Origin of the sequence: Stenotrophomonas sp. RG-453 (assembly GCF_033843685.1) — a bacterium.
GTDB classification, from domain to species: domain Bacteria; phylum Pseudomonadota; class Gammaproteobacteria; order Xanthomonadales; family Xanthomonadaceae; genus Stenotrophomonas; species Stenotrophomonas bentonitica_A.
Genome location: NZ_JAMYED010000002.1, coordinates 541,859 through 561,118, shown reverse-complemented (window position 1 = coordinate 561,118; position 19,260 = coordinate 541,859). Strand labels below are relative to the sequence as shown.

Genomic DNA, 19,260 nt, shown 5'->3' with positions numbered 1-19,260 from the left:
GATGGCACAGACCAAGCGTGAGAAGGCCATCAAGGCCGCCGTCGTCCCGGGCAAGGCATATGCCTTCGAGGACGCCATCAAGATCCTGAAGACCGCTACCAAGGCCAAGTTCGTCGAGTCCTTCGACGTTGCTGTGCGCCTGGGCGTGGACGCCAAGAAGTCCGACCAGCAGGTGCGCGGTTCCACCGTGCTGCCGGCCGGTACCGGCAAGAGCGTGCGCGTTGCCGTCTTCGCCCCGGCCGGTGCCAAGGCTGACGAAGCCCTGGCCGCTGGCGCCGAAGCCGTTGGTATGGACGATCTGGCCGAGAAGATGCAGGCCGGCGATCTGAACTACGACGTCGTCATCGCGACCCCGGATGCCATGCGCGTCGTGGGTAAGCTGGGCACCGTGCTCGGCCCGCGCGGCCTGATGCCGAACCCGAAGGTCGGCACCGTCTCGGCCAACCCGGGCGAAGCCGTCAAGAATGCCAAGTCGGGTCAGGTGCGTTACCGCACCGACAAGGCCGGCATCATCCATTGCACCATCGGCAAGGCCGACTTCGCCGAAGACGCGCTGAAGTCGAACCTGCAGGCGCTGCTGATGGACCTGATCAAGGCCAAGCCGGCCACCTCGAAGGGCACCTACCTGCAGAAGGTTTCGGTCAGCTCGACGATGGGCCCGGGCGTCACCGTCGACCAGTCCTCGCTGTCGCTGAAGTAATCGTTTCAAGCGGGTGCCGGGCCTCGGTCCGGCACCCGCGATATTTGAAGGCAATCCGAGTGGGGTCCGCCCTGCAGAGATAGCCGTCAAAGACCGCAGGCGCGGTCAGTACATACCGGCGACGGGCAGGGATGCTCGCATTGGCAGGGAGTCGCCGCCGGCGCAGTACCGAACGCTTAATCGATTCTTTCGGGAATCACCCTGCGTAGATGGTGCCCTTCTGGAGTTTTTCTGGTTTACGCACGTCTGGGTTCTCCCAGGTTGGCCATCCAGGTCTAGAACGGCCCACCCTTGGAACATCACCTGATGTTCCCGGCGTCCAGGACGGATGCCGCCCAGGACCGCACACGGCAGGAGCCGTAAGCGGAGTTCAATTGGAGGAGTGCAATGGCTCTCAATCTGTCCCAGAAGCAAGAAGTAGTCGCCGAGCTGGCAGACGTCGCCGCCAAGGCTCACTCCTTGATCGCAGCCGAATACGCTGGCACCACGGTCTCCCAGATGACCGCGATGCGCAAGCAGGCACGCGAAACCGGCGTTTTCTTGAAAGTTGTCAAGAACACGCTGGCGGCACGTGCAGTGGAAGGTACCGAATACGAATGCGCCAAAGACGCACTCGTCGGTCCGCTGCTGTACGCGTTCTCGCTCGAGGAGCCCGGCGCAGCCGGTCGCCTGATCAAGGATTTTGCCAAGACCAACGACAAGCTGCAGGCAAAAGTCGTGGCCATCGGCGGGGAACTGTTCCCGGCCGGTCATGTCGACGTGCTGGCCTCGCTGCCGACCCGTGATCAGGCCCTGGCCATGCTGGCCCGCGTCCTGTCCGAGCCGGCTGCCATGTTCGCCCGCGCCGTCAAGGCCGTGGCCGACAAGCAGGATGGCGGTGAAACCGCTGACGCTGCCGAGCCGGTCGCCGAAACCGCCTGAGTCGACGTTTCCGTGGTTCCGAACGGAACCTCAACCCAGAAAATTATCCAAAGGTAATCAAAATGTCCCTTACCAACGAACAGATCGTCGACGCCATCGCCGAGAAGTCCCTGATGGAAGTGATGGAGCTGGTCAAGGCCATCGAAGAGAAGTTCGGCGTCTCCGCCGCTGCTCCGGTCGCCGCAGCTGCTGCTGCTGGCCCGGCTGCCGCTGTTGAAGAGCAGACCGAATTCGACGTCATCCTGAAGTCGGCCGGCGACAAGAAGGTCGAAGTCATCAAGGCTGTCCGCGCCATCACCGGCCTGGGCCTGAAGGAAGCGAAGGATCTGGCAGAAGCCGGCGGCATGATCAAGGAAGCCGCTTCGAAGGACGACGCTGCCAAGTTCAAGAAGGACCTGGAAGCTGCTGGCGCGACTGTCGAAGTCAAGTAAGCAGTTCCTTGCCTCGCCATCGAAACACGGCGATGCAGCCAAGGCTGGGGGCGTAAGCCCCCGGCCTTTGGTCGTTTCACGCAATACCCGAAGTACGAGCCCAACACGGGCTGCGGTCATCCCCCGTCACAGCGGCGCACAAGCGCGCGGGCAGGGGAGTGGATGCAGACGAGTTGGCAGTTGGAAGTAGCGGGAGAAGGCGTGCTGGTGCCGGCAATACCAGCGACTTCCAACTGACAATTTCAGTTTCCCCTCGGGTCGTGGACGCACGATCCGCACAGCCAAGGTGATACCTCATGACGTCTTATTCGTTCACCGAAAAGAAGCGTATCCGCAAGGATTTCGGCAAGCAGCGCTCGATCCTCGAAGTGCCGTTCCTGCTTGCCATCCAGGTCGATTCCTACCGTGAATTCCTGCAGGAAAACGTCGATCCGGCCAAGCGCACGGACCACGGCCTGCATGCGGCCCTGAAGTCGGTGTTCCCGATTTCCAGCTACAGCGGCAATGCCGCCCTGGAATACGTCGGCTACAAGCTCGGCGACCCGGTGTTCGACGAGCGCGAGTGCCGCCAGCGTGGCATGAGCTACGGCGCGCCGCTGCGCGTGACCGTGCGCCTGGTGATCTACGACCGCGAGTCGTCGACCAAGGCCATCAAGTACGTGAAGGAGCAGGAAGTCTATCTCGGCGAAATCCCGCTGATGACCGACAACGGCACCTTCATCGTGAACGGTACCGAGCGCGTGATCGTCTCGCAGCTGCACCGTTCGCCGGGCGTGTTCTTCGACCACGACCGTGGCAAGACCCACAGCTCGGGCAAGCTGCTGTACAGCGCCCGCATCATCCCGTACCGCGGCTCCTGGCTGGACTTCGAGTTCGACCCGAAGGACGCCCTGTTCACCCGTATCGATCGTCGCCGCAAGCTGCCGGTGTCGATCCTGCTGCGTGCGCTGGGTTACAGCAACGAAGAGATGCTGGCCGAGTTCTTCGAGATCAACACGTTCCACATCAACCCCGATGAAGGCGTGCAGCTGGAGCTGGTCTCCGAGCGCCTGCGTGGCGAGACCCTGAACTTCGACCTGGCCGACGGTGACAAGGTCATCGTGGAAGCGGGCAAGCGCATCACCGCGCGCCACGTCAAGCAGCTGGAAGCCTCGGGCATCGCTGCCCTGGCCGTGCCGGACGAGTACATGGTCGGCCGCATCCTGTCGCACGACGTGGTCGATGCGAACACCGGCGAACTGCTGGCCCAGGCCAACGACGAAATCACCGACGAGCAGCTGCAGGCCTTCCGCAAGGCCGGCGTGGATGCCGTGGGCACCCTGTGGGTGAACGATCTGGATCGTGGCCCGTACCTGTCCAACACCCTGCGCATCGATCCGACCAAGACCCAGCTCGAAGCCCTGGTCGAGATCTACCGCATGATGCGTCCGGGCGAGCCGCCGACCAAGGACGCCGCGCAGAACCTGTTCCACAACCTGTTCTTCACCTTCGAGCGCTACGACCTGTCCACGGTCGGCCGCATGAAGTTCAACCGTCGTGTCGGCCGCAAGGAAGTCACCGGCGAAGCCGTGCTGTACGACCGCAAGTACTTCGGTGAGCGCAACGACGAAGAGTCCAAGCGCCTGGTCGCCGAGCACGCCGACACCTCCGACATCCTGGACGTGATCAAGGTCCTGACCGAGATCCGCAACGGTCGCGGCGTGGTCGATGACATCGATCACCTGGGCAACCGTCGCGTGCGTTCGGTCGGTGAAATGGCCGAGAACGTGTTCCGCGTGGGCCTGGTCCGCGTCGAGCGCGCGGTCAAGGAGCGCCTGTCGATGGCCGAATCCGAAGGCCTGACCCCGCAGGAACTGATCAATGCCAAGCCGGTCGCTGCGGCCATCAAGGAGTTCTTCGGCTCCTCGCAGCTGTCCCAGTTCATGGATCAGAACAACCCGCTGTCGGAAGTGACGCACAAGCGTCGCGTCTCGGCCCTGGGCCCGGGCGGCCTGACCCGCGAACGCGCCGGCTTCGAAGTGCGCGACGTGCACCCGACCCATTACGGCCGCGTCTGCACCATCGAAACGCCGGAAGGCCCGAACATCGGCCTGATCAACTCGCTGGCCGTGTACGCCCGCACCAACCAGTACGGCTTCCTGGAAACCCCGTACCGCAAGGTTGCCGACGGCAAGGTCTCCGACGAGATCGAATTCCTGTCGGCCATCGAAGAAAACGAGTACGTCATCGCCCAGGCCAACGCCCTGACCGATGCCAAGAGCATGCTCACCGAGCAGTTCGTACCGTGCCGTTTCCAGGGTGAGTCGCTGCTCAAGCCGCCGGCGGAAGTCCACTTCATGGACGTCTCGCCGATGCAGACCGTGTCGATCGCTGCCGCGCTGGTTCCGTTCCTGGAGCACGATGACGCCAACCGTGCACTGATGGGCGCCAACATGCAGCGCCAGGCCGTGCCGACCCTGCGTGCGCAGAAGCCGCTGGTGGGTACCGGTATCGAACGCGCCGTGGCCCGTGACTCGGGTGTGACCGTGAACGCCCGTCGTGGCGGCGAGATCGTGCAGATCGACGCCGGCCGCATCGTGGTCAAGGTCAACGAAGTGGAGATCACCGACGCGACCGACGCCGGCGTGGATATCTACAACCTGATCAAGTACACCCGCTCCAACCAGAACACCTGCATCAACCAGCGTCCGCTGGTGGAAGTGGGCAACGTGGTGGCGCGTGGCGACGTGCTGGCTGACGGTCCGTCCACCGACATCGGTGAACTGGCCCTGGGCCAGAACATGCTGATCGCCTTCATGCCGTGGAACGGCTACAACTTCGAAGACTCCATCCTGCTCTCCGAGCGCGTGGTGGAAGAGGATCGCTACACCACGATCCACATCGAAGAGCTGACCTGCGTTGCGCGTGACACCAAGCTGGGGCCGGAGGAAATCTCCGCCGACATCCCGAACGTCTCCGAGCAGGCCCTGAACCGCCTGGACGAGAGCGGCGTGGTGTATATCGGTGCCGAAGTCCGCGCCGGCGACATCATGGTCGGCAAGGTCACCCCGAAGGGCGAAAGCCAGCTGACCCCGGAAGAGAAGCTGCTGCGCGCGATCTTCGGCGAGAAGGCCTCGGACGTGAAGGACAGCTCGCTGCGCGTGCCGCCGGGCATGGACGGCACCGTCATCGACGTGCAGGTCTTCACCCGCGACGGCATCGAGAAGGACAAGCGCGCCCGCCAGATCGAAGAGTCTGAAATCAAGCGCGTCAAGAAGGACTTCGACGACCAGTTCCGCATCCTGGAAGGCGCCATCTACGCCCGTCTGCGTTCGCAGATCGTGGGCAAGGTGGTCAACGGCGGTGCCAACCTGAAGAAGGGCGACACCGTTACCGACGCCTACCTGGACGGCCTGAAGAAGGCTGACTGGTTCGTGCTGCGCATGAAGGACGAGGACGCCTCCGAAGCCATCGAACGCGCCCAGAAGCAGATCCAGGCGCACGAGAAGGAATTCGAGCGTCGCTTCGCCGACAAGCGCGGCAAGATCACCGCGGGCGACGATCTGGCCCCGGGCGTGCTGAAGATGGTCAAGGTGTTCCTGGCCGTGAAGCGTCGCATCCAGCCGGGTGACAAGATGGCAGGCCGCCACGGCAACAAGGGTGTGGTCTCCAACGTGGTGCCGGTCGAAGACATGCCGTACATGGCCTCGGGCGAAACCGTGGACATCGTGCTGAACCCGCTGGGCGTGCCGTCGCGTATGAACATCGGCCAGATTCTGGAAGTGCATCTGGGCTGGGCCGCCAAGGGCCTGGGTCGCAAGATCCAGGGCATGCTGGAAGCCCAGGCCGCGATCAACGACCTGCGCAAGTTCCTGGACGACGTCTACAACCACGACAAGACCCAGCACGCCAACCACGTCGACCTGACCCAGTTCAGCGACGAGGAGCTGCTGCGCCTGGCCACCAACCTGACCGACGGCGTGCCGATGGCAACGCCGGTGTTCGACGGTGCGACGGAAGCCGAGATCAAGCACATGCTTGCCCTGGCCGACCTGCCGCTGAGCGGCCAGACCCAGCTGTATGACGGCCGCACCGGTGAGGCATTCGATCGCCACACCACCGTGGGCTACATGCACTACCTGAAGCTGAACCACCTGGTCGACGACAAGATGCACGCCCGTTCGACCGGCCCGTACTCGCTCGTCACCCAGCAGCCGCTGGGCGGCAAGGCGCAGTTCGGTGGCCAGCGCTTCGGTGAAATGGAAGTCTGGGCGCTGGAAGCCTACGGCGCGGCCTACACCCTGCAGGAAATGCTGACGGTGAAGTCCGATGACGTGCAGGGCCGCAACCAGATGTACAAGAACATCGTCGACGGTGAGCACGAGATGGTCGCGGGCATGCCGGAATCCTTCAACGTGCTCGTGAAGGAAATCCGCTCGCTGGCCATCAACATGGAACTGGACGGCAACTGATCGCGCAGGCGCGGCTGCCCCAGCAGCCGCGCCGCCACATCTGAACCGACAGCCCCATCGACAAGATTTCCTCCTTTCGGAGAAACACCATGAAAGACTTGCTCAACCTCTTCAACCAGCAGCGTCAGACGCTGGACTTCGACGCGATCAAGATCGCGCTGGCCTCGCCGGACCTGATCCGTTCGTGGTCCTTCGGCGAAGTGAAGAAGCCGGAAACCATCAACTACCGTACGTTCAAGCCGGAACGTGACGGCCTGTTCTGCGCCGCCATCTTCGGACCGGTCAAGGACTACGAGTGCCTGTGCGGCAAGTACAAGCGCATGAAGCACCGCGGCGTGGTCTGCGAAAAGTGCGGCACCGAAGTCACCCTGGCCAAGGTGCGCCGCGAGCGCATGGGTCACATCGACCTGGCCTCGCCGGTCGCGCACATCTGGTTCCTCAAGTCGCTGCCGTCGCGCATCGGCCTGATGCTGGACATGACCCTGCGTGACATCGAGCGCGTGCTGTACTTCGAAGCCTACGTGGTGACCGAGCCGGGCCTGACCGCCCTGGAGCGCCGCCAGCTGCTGACCGAAGAACAGTACCTGCAGGCCCGCCAGGAACACGGCGACGACTTCGATGCCGCCATGGGCGCCGAGGCCGTGTACGAACTGCTGCGCACCATCGACCTGCAGTCGGAAATGACCCGCCTGCGCGAAGAAATCGCCAGCACCGGTTCGGAAACCAAGCTCAAGCGACTGACCAAGCGCATCAAGCTGGTCGAGGCCTTCCTCGAGTCGGGCAACCGTCCGGAGTGGATGGTCATGACCGTGCTGCCGGTGCTGCCGCCGGACCTGCGTCCGCTGGTGCCGCTGGACGGTGGCCGCTTCGCGACCTCCGATCTGAACGATCTGTACCGCCGCGTCATCAACCGCAACAACCGCCTGCGCCGCCTGCTTGAGCTGAACGCGCCGGACATCATCGTGCGCAATGAAAAGCGCATGCTGCAGGAATCGGTCGATGCGCTGCTGGACAACGGCCGTCGCGGCCGTGCCATCACCGGCACCAACAAGCGCCCGCTCAAGTCGCTGGCCGACATGATCAAGGGCAAGCAGGGCCGCTTCCGCCAGAACCTGCTGGGCAAGCGCGTGGACTACTCGGGCCGTTCGGTCATCGTGGTCGGTCCGTACCTGCGCCTGCACCAGTGCGGCCTGCCGAAGAAGATGGCGCTTGAGCTGTTCAAGCCGTTCGTGTTCGCCAAGCTGCAGCGTCGTGGTCTGGCCACCACCATCAAGGCCGCCAAGAAGCTGGTCGAGCGCGAAGAAGCCGAAGTCTGGGACATCCTGGAAGAGGTCATCCGCGAGCATCCGGTGATGCTGAACCGTGCGCCGACCCTGCACCGTCTGGGTATCCAGGCCTTCGAGCCGGTCCTGATCGAAGGCAAGGCCATCCAGCTGCACCCGCTGGTCTGCACCGCGTTCAACGCCGACTTCGACGGTGACCAGATGGCCGTCCACGTGCCGCTCTCGCTGGAAGCCCAGCTGGAAGCGCGTGCGCTGATGATGTCCACCAACAACATCCTGTCGCCGGCCAACGGCGAGCCGATCATCGTGCCGTCGCAGGACGTCGTGCTGGGTCTGTACTACATGACCCGCTCGCTGGTGAACAAGAAGGGCGAGGGCATGGCCTTCGCCAACATCGCCGAAGTCAAGCGCGCCTACGACAACCGCGTGGTGGAACTGCACGCACGCGTCAAGGTCCGCATCACCGAAGTGGTGACCGACGAGGAAGGCAACAAGCAGAACAAGACCTCGATCGTGGACACCACGATCGGTCGCGCCCTGCTGGCTGAAATCCTGCCGGAAGGCCTGCCGTTCGCGCTGGCCAACACCGAGCTGACCAAGAAGAACATCAGCCGCCTGATCAACTCCAGCTACCGTCAGCTGGGCTTGAAGGACACGGTCGTGTTCGCCGATAAGCTGATGTACACCGGCTTCGCCTACGCAACCCGCGCGGGCGTGTCGATCGGCATCGACGACATGCTGATCCCGGACGAGAAGCGCGGCATCCTCACCGAGGCCGAAGCCGAAGTGCTGGAAATCCAGGAGCAGTACCAGTCGGGCCTGGTCACCGCCGGCGAGCGCTACAACAAGGTGGTCGACATCTGGTCGCGCACCAACGAACGCATCGCCAAGGCGATGATGGACACCATCGGTACCGAGAAGGTGGTCAATGCCGAAGGCGAGACCATCGACCAGAAGTCGATGAACTCGCTGTACATCATGGCCGACTCCGGTGCCCGTGGTTCGCAGGCGCAGATCCGTCAGCTGGCCGGTATGCGCGGCCTGATGGCGCGTCCGGATGGCTCGATCATCGAAACGCCCATCAAGGCGAACTTCCGTGAAGGCCTGAACGTGCAGGAGTACTTCAACTCCACCCACGGTGCCCGTAAGGGTCTGGCCGATACCGCGCTGAAGACGGCGAACTCGGGTTACCTGACCCGTCGTCTGGTCGACGTGGCGCAGGACGTGGTCATCACCGAGGTGGATTGCGGTACCACCGAAGGCCTGACCATGACCCCGATCGTGGAAGGCGGCGACGTCGTGGAGCCGTTGAAGGACCGCGTGCTGGGTCGTGTCGTGGCCGAGGACGTGTTCCTGCCGGGCAACGACGAAGATCCGATCGTGACCCGCAACACGCTGCTCGACGAGCAGTGGGTGGCCAAGCTGGAAGATGCGTCGGTGCAGTCGGTCAAGGTCCGTTCGACCATCAGCTGCGCCTCGCCATTCGGCGTCTGCGCACACTGCTACGGTCGCGATCTGGCCCGTGGCCACATCGTCAACATCGGTGAAGCGGTCGGCGTCATCGCCGCACAGTCGATCGGTGAGCCGGGTACCCAGCTGACCATGCGTACGTTCCACATCGGTGGTGCGGCATCGCGAGCTGCTGCGGTCGACAACATCACCGTCAAGACCACCGGTTCGGTGAAGTTCAACAACCTGAAGTCGGTCGAGCACGCCAGCGGTTCGCTGGTGGCGGTCTCGCGTTCGGGCGAAATGTCGGTGCTCGATGCCCACGGCCGTGAGCGTGAGCGTTACAAGCTGCCGTACGGCGCGACCATCACGTCCAAGGACGGCGATGCGGTCAAGGCTGGCCAGACCGTGGCCAACTGGGACCCGCATAACCACCCGATCGTGTCGGAAGTGGCTGGTTTCATCCGCTTCATCGACTTCATCGACGGCGTCACCGTCATCGAGAAGACCGACGAACTGACCGGCCTGGCATCGCGTGAAATCACCGATCCGAAGCGTCGTGGTTCGCAGGCGAAGGACCTGCGCCCGATCGTGCGCATCGTGGACAAGAACGGCAACGATCTGACCATCCCGAACACGGATCTGCCGGCGCAGTACCTGCTGCCGCCGCGCTCGATCGTCAACCTGCAGGACGGCGCCGCCGTCGGCGTGGGTGACGTGGTCGCCAAGATCCCGCAGGAAGCGTCCAAGACCCGCGACATCACCGGTGGTCTGCCGCGCGTGGCCGATCTGTTCGAAGCACGCAAGCCGAAGGATCCGGCGATCCTGGCCGAGCGTTCGGGCATCATCAGCTTCGGCAAGGACACCAAGGGCAAGCAGCGCCTGATCATCAAGGACACCGATGGTTCGGAACACGAAGAGCTGATCCCGAAGTACCGTCAGGTGATCGTGTTCGAAGGCGAGCACGTGACCAAGGGCGAAACCATCGTGGACGGCGAGCCGAGCCCGCAGGACATCCTGCGTCTGCTGGGTGTCGAACCGCTGGCGGCCTACCTGGTCAAGGAAATCCAGGACGTGTATCGCCTGCAGGGCGTGAAGATCAACGACAAGCACATCGAGGTGATCACCCGCCAGATGCTGCGCAAGGTCGAGATCACCGATCAGGGCACCAGCAAGTTCCTGAATGGCGAGCAGGCCGAGCGCCAGCGCGTCATCGAGGAAAATGCCCGCCTGGCCACCCGCAACGAGCTGCCGGCCCGTTTCGATCCGGTCCTGCTGGGTATCACCAAGGCATCGCTGGCGACCGAATCGTTCATCTCGGCGGCGTCGTTCCAGGAAACCACCCGCGTGCTGACCGAAGCGGCCGTTCGCGGCACCTCGGACAACCTGCGCGGCCTGAAGGAAAACGTCATCGTCGGCCGTCTGATCCCGGCCGGTACCGGCCTGGCGTACCACGCCAACCGTCGTCGCAACGCCTCCGGGCTGACCGACTCGGAAATGCAGACCCTGTCCGGCAGCGCGCCGGCCGTGGCTGAGGTGGCCCCGGTGGCCGCCGTGGCGGTGGAATCGACCGAAGCTGAACAGGCTCCGGGCAGCGACGAGTAATACGCAGGCCCGGCTTCGGCCGGGCCGGCGGCAGGGCAGGGCGTCGACTCCGGTCGATGGCCCTCCCGGCAAATCAGCAGGCATCGGCCACTGGTCGTACGCCTGCCGATGAGGTAGGATGCCCGCCGGTCTTTCAACGGACCGGCTTGACAACCTGAACGGGGGGCATGGAAAAGGCTCCCCTGTAACGGCCCGGGATCAGGGCTGGCTTGGCGCGTGCGCATTTGACTGCGTTTTCGCCGGGTTGCTACAATCGTCTGTCTCAGCAGGCCGGTCTTTCGCCTGCTCGCACATTTCCGCATTCATGGCCAGTCTTTTCATTGGCCTCTCTCAGAAGAACATACTGATGGCGACGATCAATCAGCTTGTCCGCAAGCCGCGGCAGGCAACCACTTATAAGAGTGCCTCCCCGGCCCTCGATAAGTGCCCCCAGCGCCGTGGCGTCTGCACGCGCGTGTACACCACCACTCCGAAGAAGCCGAACTCGGCGCTTCGCAAGGTTGCCAAGGTTCGCCTGACCAACCAGGAAGAAGTGATTAGCTACATCGGCGGCGAAGGCCACAACCTGCAGGAACACTCCGTGGTCCTGATCCGTGGCGGTCGCGTCAAGGATCTGCCGGGTGTGCGTTACCACACCGTGCGTGGCTCGCTGGACGCCTCCGGCGTTGCCAAGCGTCGCCAGGGCCGTTCCAAGTACGGCGCCAAGCGTCCGAAGAGCTAAGGGAAAGTACACATGTCTCGTAAAGGTAATACGCCGCAGCGCTCTGTCCTGCCGGATCCGAAGCACGGAAGTGAAACCATCGCTCGTTTCATCAACATGGTGATGCTGAGCGGCAAGAAGTCGGTCGCTGAAAAGATCGTCTACGGTGCCATGGACGTGATCGGCGAAAAGAACCCGAATTCCGTCGAGCTGGTTCAGAAGGCTCTGGAAAACGTGGCTCCGTCGGTCGAAGTCAAGTCCCGCCGCGTCGGTGGTGCCACCTACCAGGTGCCGGTCGAAGTGCGTTCCTCGCGCAAGATGGCACTGGCGATGCGTTGGCTGATCGACTCGGCGCGCAAGCGTGGTGAGAACACCATGCCGAAGAAGCTGGCTGCCGAACTGCTGGACGCCTCGGAAAATCGTGGTGGCGCCATCAAGAAGCGCGAAGAAACCCACCGCATGGCCGAAGCCAACAAGGCCTTCGCGCACTACCGCTGGTGAGTTTGACGGCCTTGCAAAACAGGCACGGCAGCACCATCTAGGTGCTGCCCCGCGGCACCTGGGGTGCCGCGCCAATCCGAAGGCCGCCGAAAGGCGGCGTTCGGCCATCCGAATTCCAAGAAATTGAGAGGCTCCCGTGGCCCGCACCACTCCCATCGAGCGTTACCGCAATTTCGGCATCATGGCCCACATCGATGCCGGCAAGACCACCACGTCCGAGCGCATCCTGTTCTACACCGGCAAGAGCCACAAGATCGGTGAAGTGCATGACGGCGCTGCCACCATGGACTGGATGGAGCAGGAGCAGGAGCGTGGCATCACGATCCAGTCCGCTGCCACCACCGCGTTCTGGAAGGGCATGGACAAGTCCCTGCCGGAGCACCGCTTCAACATCATCGACACCCCCGGGCACGTCGACTTCACCATCGAAGTGGAGCGCTCGCTGCGCGTGCTCGACGGTGCCGTCTTCGTGCTGTGCGCCGTCGGTGGCGTGCAGCCGCAGTCGGAAACCGTGTGGCGCCAGGCCAACCGTTACAAGGTGCCGCGCATCGCGTTCGTCAACAAGATGGACCGCACCGGCGCGAACTTCACCAAGGTCGTTGGCCAGCTGAAGGCCAAGCTGGGTGCTGTCGCCGTCCCGATGCAGCTGCCGATCGGCGCCGAAGACAACTTCAAGGGCGTGGTCGACCTCATCAAGATGAAGGCCATCCATTGGGATGAAGCCTCGCAGGGCATGAAGTTCGAGTACCTGGAGATCCCGGCGGACATGCAGGCGGAGGCCGAAGAGGCCCGCACCTACATGATCGAAGCTGCGGCTGAAGCCAGCGAAGAGCTGATGGAAAAGTACCTGGGCGGCGAAGAGCTGACCGAGGCCGAAATCGTCGAAGCCCTGCGCGTGCGCACCCTGGCCACCGACATCGTGCCGATGTACTGCGGCTCGGCGTTCAAGAACAAGGGCGTGCAGGCCATGCTGGACGGCGTGGTGCAGCTGCTGCCGTCGCCGATCGACGTGCCGGACGTGACCGGTACCGACGTCGACGATGAAACCGTTGCGCTGAGCCGCAAGTCCGATGACAAGGCGCCGTTCTCGGCCCTGGCCTTCAAGATCATCACCGACCCGTTCGTCGGCGCGCTGACCTTCTTCCGTGTCTACTCGGGCACGCTGAACGCCGGCGACCAGCTGCTGAACTCGGTGAAGGGCAAGAAGGAGCGCATCGGCCGCATCCTGCAGATGCACTCCAACGATCGCGAAGAAATCAAGGAAGTGCTGGCCGGTGACATCGCCGCGGCGGTGGGTCTGAAGGACACCACCACCGGCGACACCCTGTGCTCGCAGGACCACCCGATCATCCTGGAGCGCATGGTGTTCCCGGAGCCGGTGATCTCGATGGCCGTCGAACCGAAGACCAAGTCCGACCAGGAAAAGATGGGTCTGGCCCTGGGCCGTCTGGCGCAGGAAGATCCGTCGTTCCGCGTCAAGACCGACGAAGAATCCGGCCAGACCATCATCTCGGGCATGGGCGAGCTGCACCTGGACATCATCGTGGACCGCATGAAGCGCGAGTTCAACGTTGAAGCCAACGTCGGCAAGCCGCAGGTGGCCTACCGCGAAACCATCCAGGCCGCGGACGTCAAGTCGGACTACAAGCACGCCAAGCAGTCCGGTGGTAAGGGTCAGTACGGTCACGTCGTGATCGAGCTGTCGCCGATCACCGCCGAAGATCGTGCCGACCCGAAGATCGGGCCGCTGATCAAGGACGACTTCCTGTTCATCAACGACATCACCGGTGGCGTGATTCCGAAGGAATTCATTCCGTCGATCGAAAAGGGTCTGCGCGAAACCATCACCAGCGGTCCGCTGGCGGGCTTCCCGGTCGTGGACGTCAAGGTCAAGCTGGTGTTCGGCTCGTACCACGACGTCGACTCCTCGGAAATGGCGTTCAAGCTGGCCGCCTCGATGGCCTTCAAGCAGGGCTTCTCCAAGGCCAAGCCGGTCCTGCTGGAGCCGATCATGAAGGTCGAGATCGTGACCCCGAGCGATTACCAGGGTGACGTGATGGGCGACGTGAGCCGTCGTCGCGGCATGCTGCAGGGTTCGAGCGTGACCGGTGACGGTTCGGCTGAAATCATCAATGCGATGATTCCGCTGGGTGAAATGTTCGGCTACGCGACCTCGCTGCGTTCGCAGACCCAGGGTCGTGCAACGTTCACGATGGAATTCGACCATTACGAGCCGGCTCCGTCGAACATCGCCGAAGCCGTGGTCAAGAAGTCCTGAGCATAAGCTCAGGACTCCACCTCATTCTTTTCTGATATCCAAGGTATACAACAATGGCAAAGGGTAAGTTCGAGCGCACCAAGCCGCACGTCAACGTCGGCACCATCGGTCACGTCGATCACGGCAAGACCACGCTGACCGCTGCACTGACCAAGATCGGTGCCGAGCGCTTCGGTGGCGAATTCAAGGATTACTCCGCGATCGACGCCGCGCCGGAAGAAAAGGCACGTGGCATCACGATCTCGACCGCGCACGTCGAATACGAATCCACCGTTCGTCACTACGCCCACGTCGATTGCCCGGGCCATGCTGACTACGTCAAGAACATGATCACCGGTGCTGCCCAGATGGACGGCGCGATCCTGGTCTGCTCTGCTGCTGACGGCCCGATGCCGCAGACCCGCGAGCACATCCTGCTGTCGCGTCAGGTCGGCGTGCCGTACATCGTCGTCTTCCTGAACAAGGCAGACATGGTCGATGACGCCGAGCTGCTGGAACTGGTCGAAATGGAAGTCCGCGAGCTGCTGAGCAAGTACGACTTCCCGGGCGACGACACCCCGATCATCTCGGGTTCGGCCCGTCTGGCGCTGGAAGGCGACCAGAGCGAGATCGGCGTGCCGGCCGTGATCAAGCTGGTCGAAGCTCTCGACAGCTGGATCCCGACCCCGGAGCGTGACGTCGACAAGCCCTTCCTGATGCCGGTGGAAGACGTGTTCTCGATCTCGGGCCGCGGCACCGTGGTGACCGGTCGTATCGAGCGCGGCGTGATCAAGGTCGGCGAAGAAATCGAAATCGTCGGTATCCGTCCGGTCCAGAAGACCACCGTGACCGGCGTGGAAATGTTCCGCAAGCTGCTGGACCAGGGTCAGGCAGGTGACAACGCCGGTCTGCTGCTGCGCGGCACCAAGCGTGACGACGTCGAGCGTGGCCAGGTCCTGGCCAAGCCGGGCTCGATCAAGCCGCACACCAAGTTCGACGCCGAAGTCTACGTCCTGTCCAAGGACGAAGGCGGCCGCCACACCCCGTTCTTCAAGGGCTACCGTCCGCAGTTCTACTTCCGTACCACCGACATCACCGGCGCTTGCGAACTGCCGGAAGGTGTGGAAATGGTGATGCCGGGCGACAACGTGAAGATGGTTGTCACCCTGATCAACCCGGTGGCAATGGACGAAGGCCTGCGCTTCGCCATCCGTGAAGGCGGTCGTACCGTCGGCGCCGGCGTGGTCTCCAAGATCCTCGAGTAATCTGCTAGAATCTGCGCCCCGATGTTGCCTGGGTAGGGCATCGGGGCGTAATTAAATGGGAAAAGAGGCGCAGGACGCTCCTCGTGTTCCCCAGACCAGGAAGGGTCGCGCCATTCAGGCTTTGTCAACAGTGACCCTGTTGACTGCCAACTTGTATGCGCGCTATACTTTTTGTCTGGGCAGATCGGGAAACCGGTCTGCCTCGATTTTTGAGGTCTACGGAAAGATCTTGTCGCCGCGCAGGAATGTGCGGCGTCTGCATTCAGGATATTCATGGGACAAGGCAACCCAGAGGCCTTGTCCGTCGCTCTTTTAACGAAGGAACCCACCGTCATGGCGGACCAAAAGATCCGGATTCGGCTGAAGGCGTTCGATCATCGTTTGATCGACCGTTCGGCCAGCGAGATCGTAGAAACGGCAAAGCGGACCGGCGCGCAAGTGCGTGGCCCGATCCCCCTGCCGACCAAGATCGAGCGTTACACCATTCTCGTCTCCCCGCACGTCGACAAAGACGCGCGTGACCAGTACGAGACCCGCACGCACAAGCGCGTGCTCGATATCGTTGACCCGAACGACAAGACCGTGGACGCGCTGATGAAGCTCGAACTGGCTGCCGGCGTCGACGTTCAGATCAAGCTGACCTGAGGACTACGACCATGACGAAGAAATATTCGTTGGGCTTCGTGGGCCGCAAGGCTGGCATGAGCCGCGTGTTCACCGAAGATGGCCAGGCCATCCCGGTAACCCTGATTGAAGCCACCCCGAACCGCATCGCGCAGATCAAGACCGTCGAAGCTGACGGCTACAGCGCCGTCCAGGTGACCGTCGGCGCGCGTCGCGCTGCCCTGGTCAACAAGCCGGAAGCCGGTCACTTCGCCAAGGCGAAGGTCGACGCGGGCCGTGGCCTGTGGGAATTCCGCGTTGAAGACGCGCAGCTCGGCGATTTCGCCGTCGGCGGCGAAGTCAAGGCGGACATCTTTGAAGTTGGCCAGAAGGTCGACGTCCAGGGTGTTACCAAGGGTAAGGGCTTCCAGGGCACCATCAAGCGCTACAACTTCCGTATGGGCGATGCAACCCACGGTAACTCGCTGTCGCATCGCGCGCCGGGTTCCTTGGGCCAGCGCCAGACCCCGGGTCGCGTTTTCCCGGGTAAGAAGATGTCCGGCCACATGGGTTCGGTGCAGCAGAGCACCCAGAACCTGGAAGTGGTGAAGGTCGATGTCGAGCGTGGTCTGATCGCGATCCGTGGTGCCGTTCCGGGCGCAGCGGGTGGTGACGTGATCGTTCGTCCGGCTAGCAAGGCATAAGGAGAGATGACGATGGAACTCGTTATCACGGGTAGCAACAACAAGGTCTCGGTCTCCGATGCCGTGTTCGGTCGCGATTTCAGCGAAGATCTGGTTCACCAGGTCGTCGTTGCTTACCGCAACGCCGGTCGCGCCGGCACCAAGGCGCAGAAGACTCGCTCTGAAGTGGCTGGTACCACCAAGAAGTCGAAGAAGCAGAAGGGCGGCGGCGCGCGTCATGGCGCACTGACGGCTCCGATCTTCATCGGCGGCGGTGTCACCTTCGCGGCCAAGCCGCGCAGCTTCGAGCAGAAGGTCAACCGTAAGCAGTACCGTGCAGCCATGTGCGCGATCCTGTCCGAGCTGAACCGCCAGGGCCGTCTGACGATCGTGGAGTCCTTCGATGTCGAAGCGACCAACACCAAGTCGTTGATCGCCAAGCTGGCCGGCCTGGAAGTGGGCAAGCGTCCGCTGATCGTCACCGAAGATGCTTCCGAGCACCTGTACCTGTCGGCCCGCAACATTCCCTACGTGGAAGTGCGTGACGTGCAGGGCCTGGACCCGGTGTCGCTGGTCGGTGCCGACACGGTCGTCATCACCGCTGATGCGGTCAAGAAGGTCGAGGAGTGGCTGGCATGAGCAGCAACGAAAAAGTCTTCAGCGTGCTGCGCGCTCCGCGAGTCTCCGAAAAGACCGCGCGCCTGCAGGAACATTCCAACCAGTATGTCTTCGAAGTTTCGAACGAAGCCACCAAGGCCGATGTAAAGGCCGCGGTCGAGCAGCTGTTCGACGTCAAGGTCGAGTCGGTCAACGTGCTGAACGTGAAGGGCAAGAACAAGTCCTTCCGTAACCGCACCGGCCGCCGCGGCGATTGGCGCAAGGCGTACGTGCGTCTCGCCGATGGCCAGTCCATCGATGTAACGGCCAAGGCCTGAGGTCCATCCCATGCCATTGATGAAATTCAAACCCACTTCTCCCGGCCGCCGTTCGGCCGTGCGCGTGGTCACGCCCGATCTGCACAAGGGCGCGCCGCATGCCGCGCTGCTGGAGCCGCAGAGCAAGTCCGGTGGTCGTAACCACCACGGCCGCATCACCACCCGTCACGTGGGTGGTGGTCACAAGCAGCACTACCGTGTCATCGACTTCAAGCGCAACAAGGAAGGCATTCCGGCGCGCGTGGAACGCATCGAATACGATCCGAACCGCACCGCCCATATCGCCCTGCTGTGCTACGTCGACGGCGAACGCCGCTACATCATCGCACCGAAGGGCCTGAAGGCCGGTGACCAGGTGATCGCGGGTTCGGATGCGCCGATCAAGACCGGCAACACCCTGCCGCTGCGCAACATCCCGGTCGGTACCACTGTCCACGGCATCGAACTGAAGCCGGGCAAGGGTGCACAGATCGCGCGTGCCGCCGGCGCTGCCGTGCAGCTCGTCGCTCGTGAAGGCATCTACGCCACCCTGCGCCTGCGCTCGGGTGAAATGCGCAAGGTGCCGGTCGAGTGCCGCGCCACCATCGGTGAAGTCGGTAACGACGAACACAACCTGGAAAAGCTGGGCAAGGCTGGCGCCAAGCGCTGGCGTGGTGTCCGCCCGACCGTTCGTGGTGCTGCCATGAACCCGGTTGACCATCCGCACGGTGGTGGTGAGGCGAAGGCCGGCCAGGGCAACCCGCATCCGGTCACCCCGTGGGGTGTCCCGACCAAGGGTTACAAGACGCGCCATAACAAGCGCACCCAGCAATTCATCGTCCGCGATCGTAGGGGCTAATCGACCATGGCACGTTCACTCAAGAAGGGCCCGTTTGTCGATCACCACCTCATCAAGAAGGTGGAAGCCGCTGCGGGTAGCAAGAAGCCGATCAAGACCTGGTCGCGCCGTTCGATGATCCTGCCGGAAATGGTAGGCGTCACCATCGCCGTTCATAACGGTAAGAACCACGTTCCGGTGCTCGTCAACGAGAACATGGTCGGCCACAAGCTCGGCGAATTTGCCATCACCCGGACCTTCAAGGGTCACGGTGGTGACAAGAAGTCGGGCAAGTAAGGAGAGATGACAATGGAAGCGAAAGCAATCCTGCGCTCCGCGCGCATCTCTGCGCAGAAAGCCCGCCTGGTCGCTGACCAGGTGCGTGGCCTGCCGGCCGAGCGTGCGGTCAACCTGCTGAAGTTCTCGGACAAGAAGGCTGCCCACCTGATCAAGAAGGTGGTGGAGTCGGCTATTGCAAACGCCGAGAACAACCAGGGCGCCGACGTCGACGAGCTGAAGGTACAGACCATCATGGTAGATGAAGGTCCGACCCTGAAGCGTTTCATGGCGCGGGCGAAAGGCCGCGGCACCCGCATCCTCAAGCGCACCAGCCACATCACTGTGGTTGTGGGCGCCGGCAAGTAAGCGGAAAGGAAAAC

At 62.9% G+C, this 19,260-nt stretch carries 16 protein-coding genes; all 16 read left to right on the top strand.

Annotated features, from left to right (window positions below; genetic code table 11):
- Position 1: 1 nt before the first annotated feature.
- The 16 genes from rplA (at position 2) to rplV (ending at position 19,246) form a co-directional block, all read left to right on the top strand.
- The gene (gene rplA / locus NJD74_RS05305) at positions 2–700 is read left to right on the top strand and encodes a 50S ribosomal protein L1 (RefSeq protein WP_019186117.1); all 699 of its coding nucleotides are present in this window, start codon (positions 2–4) and stop codon (positions 698–700) included.
- A gap of 387 nt (positions 701–1,087) precedes the next feature.
- Complete coding sequence (gene rplJ, locus NJD74_RS05300) at positions 1,088–1,621, top strand: 50S ribosomal protein L10 (protein WP_019186118.1); 534 nt, start codon at positions 1,088–1,090, stop codon at positions 1,619–1,621.
- Positions 1,622–1,683: 62 nt separating this feature from the next.
- Entirely contained in the window at positions 1,684–2,052 is a 369-nt protein-coding gene (gene rplL, locus NJD74_RS05295) for a 50S ribosomal protein L7/L12 (protein WP_019186119.1), read from the top strand.
- 296 nt (positions 2,053–2,348) lie between these two features.
- A complete protein-coding gene (rpoB, locus tag NJD74_RS05290) occupies positions 2,349–6,503 on the top strand; it encodes a DNA-directed RNA polymerase subunit beta (RefSeq protein ID WP_019186120.1) in 4,155 nt (1,384 codons plus the stop codon).
- 89 nt (positions 6,504–6,592) lie between these two features.
- On the top strand, positions 6,593–10,840 hold the full coding sequence (rpoC, locus tag NJD74_RS05285) for a DNA-directed RNA polymerase subunit beta' (RefSeq protein ID WP_088434181.1): 4,248 nt from the start codon (positions 6,593–6,595) through the stop codon (positions 10,838–10,840).
- Between the two features lie 346 nt (positions 10,841–11,186).
- Positions 11,187–11,561 carry a 30S ribosomal protein S12 gene (gene rpsL / locus NJD74_RS05280; RefSeq protein WP_017356008.1) on the top strand — a complete coding sequence of 125 codons (375 nt, stop codon included), beginning with the start codon at positions 11,187–11,189 and terminating at the stop codon, positions 11,559–11,561.
- Between the two features lie 12 nt (positions 11,562–11,573).
- Positions 11,574–12,041 carry a 30S ribosomal protein S7 gene (gene rpsG / locus NJD74_RS05275; RefSeq protein ID WP_019186122.1) on the top strand — a complete coding sequence of 156 codons (468 nt, stop codon included), beginning with the start codon at positions 11,574–11,576 and terminating at the stop codon, positions 12,039–12,041.
- A gap of 136 nt (positions 12,042–12,177) precedes the next feature.
- Positions 12,178–14,319, top strand: coding sequence for an elongation factor G (gene fusA, locus NJD74_RS05270; RefSeq protein WP_019186123.1), 2,142 nt, complete (start codon positions 12,178–12,180; stop codon positions 14,317–14,319).
- A 53-nt stretch (positions 14,320–14,372) separates the two neighbouring features.
- Positions 14,373–15,563 carry an elongation factor Tu gene (gene tuf, locus NJD74_RS05265; RefSeq protein ID WP_019186113.1) on the top strand — a complete coding sequence of 397 codons (1,191 nt, stop codon included), beginning with the start codon at positions 14,373–14,375 and terminating at the stop codon, positions 15,561–15,563.
- Between the two features lie 333 nt (positions 15,564–15,896).
- A complete protein-coding gene (rpsJ, locus tag NJD74_RS05260) occupies positions 15,897–16,208 on the top strand; it encodes a 30S ribosomal protein S10 (RefSeq protein WP_010341589.1) in 312 nt (103 codons plus the stop codon).
- A gap of 11 nt (positions 16,209–16,219) precedes the next feature.
- Positions 16,220–16,870, top strand: a complete 651-nt coding sequence (gene rplC / locus NJD74_RS05255; RefSeq protein WP_019186145.1) for a 50S ribosomal protein L3 — start codon at positions 16,220–16,222, stop codon at positions 16,868–16,870.
- A 12-nt stretch (positions 16,871–16,882) separates the two neighbouring features.
- On the top strand, positions 16,883–17,488 hold the full coding sequence (gene rplD, locus NJD74_RS05250; RefSeq protein ID WP_019186146.1) for a 50S ribosomal protein L4: 606 nt from the start codon (positions 16,883–16,885) through the stop codon (positions 17,486–17,488).
- A complete protein-coding gene (gene rplW, locus NJD74_RS05245) occupies positions 17,485–17,784 on the top strand; it encodes a 50S ribosomal protein L23 (protein ID WP_019186147.1) in 300 nt (99 codons plus the stop codon). The genes rplD and rplW overlap by 4 nt, the downstream gene beginning before the upstream one ends.
- Positions 17,785–17,794: 10 nt before the next feature.
- Positions 17,795–18,622 carry a 50S ribosomal protein L2 gene (gene rplB, locus NJD74_RS05240; protein WP_017355408.1) on the top strand — a complete coding sequence of 276 codons (828 nt, stop codon included), beginning with the start codon at positions 17,795–17,797 and terminating at the stop codon, positions 18,620–18,622.
- A 6-nt stretch (positions 18,623–18,628) separates the two neighbouring features.
- On the top strand, positions 18,629–18,898 hold the full coding sequence (gene rpsS / locus NJD74_RS05235; protein WP_019186148.1) for a 30S ribosomal protein S19: 270 nt from the start codon (positions 18,629–18,631) through the stop codon (positions 18,896–18,898).
- A gap of 12 nt (positions 18,899–18,910) precedes the next feature.
- On the top strand, positions 18,911–19,246 hold the full coding sequence (rplV, locus tag NJD74_RS05230) for a 50S ribosomal protein L22 (RefSeq protein WP_017355410.1): 336 nt from the start codon (positions 18,911–18,913) through the stop codon (positions 19,244–19,246).
- The last annotated feature ends 14 nt before the right edge of the window (positions 19,247–19,260 follow it).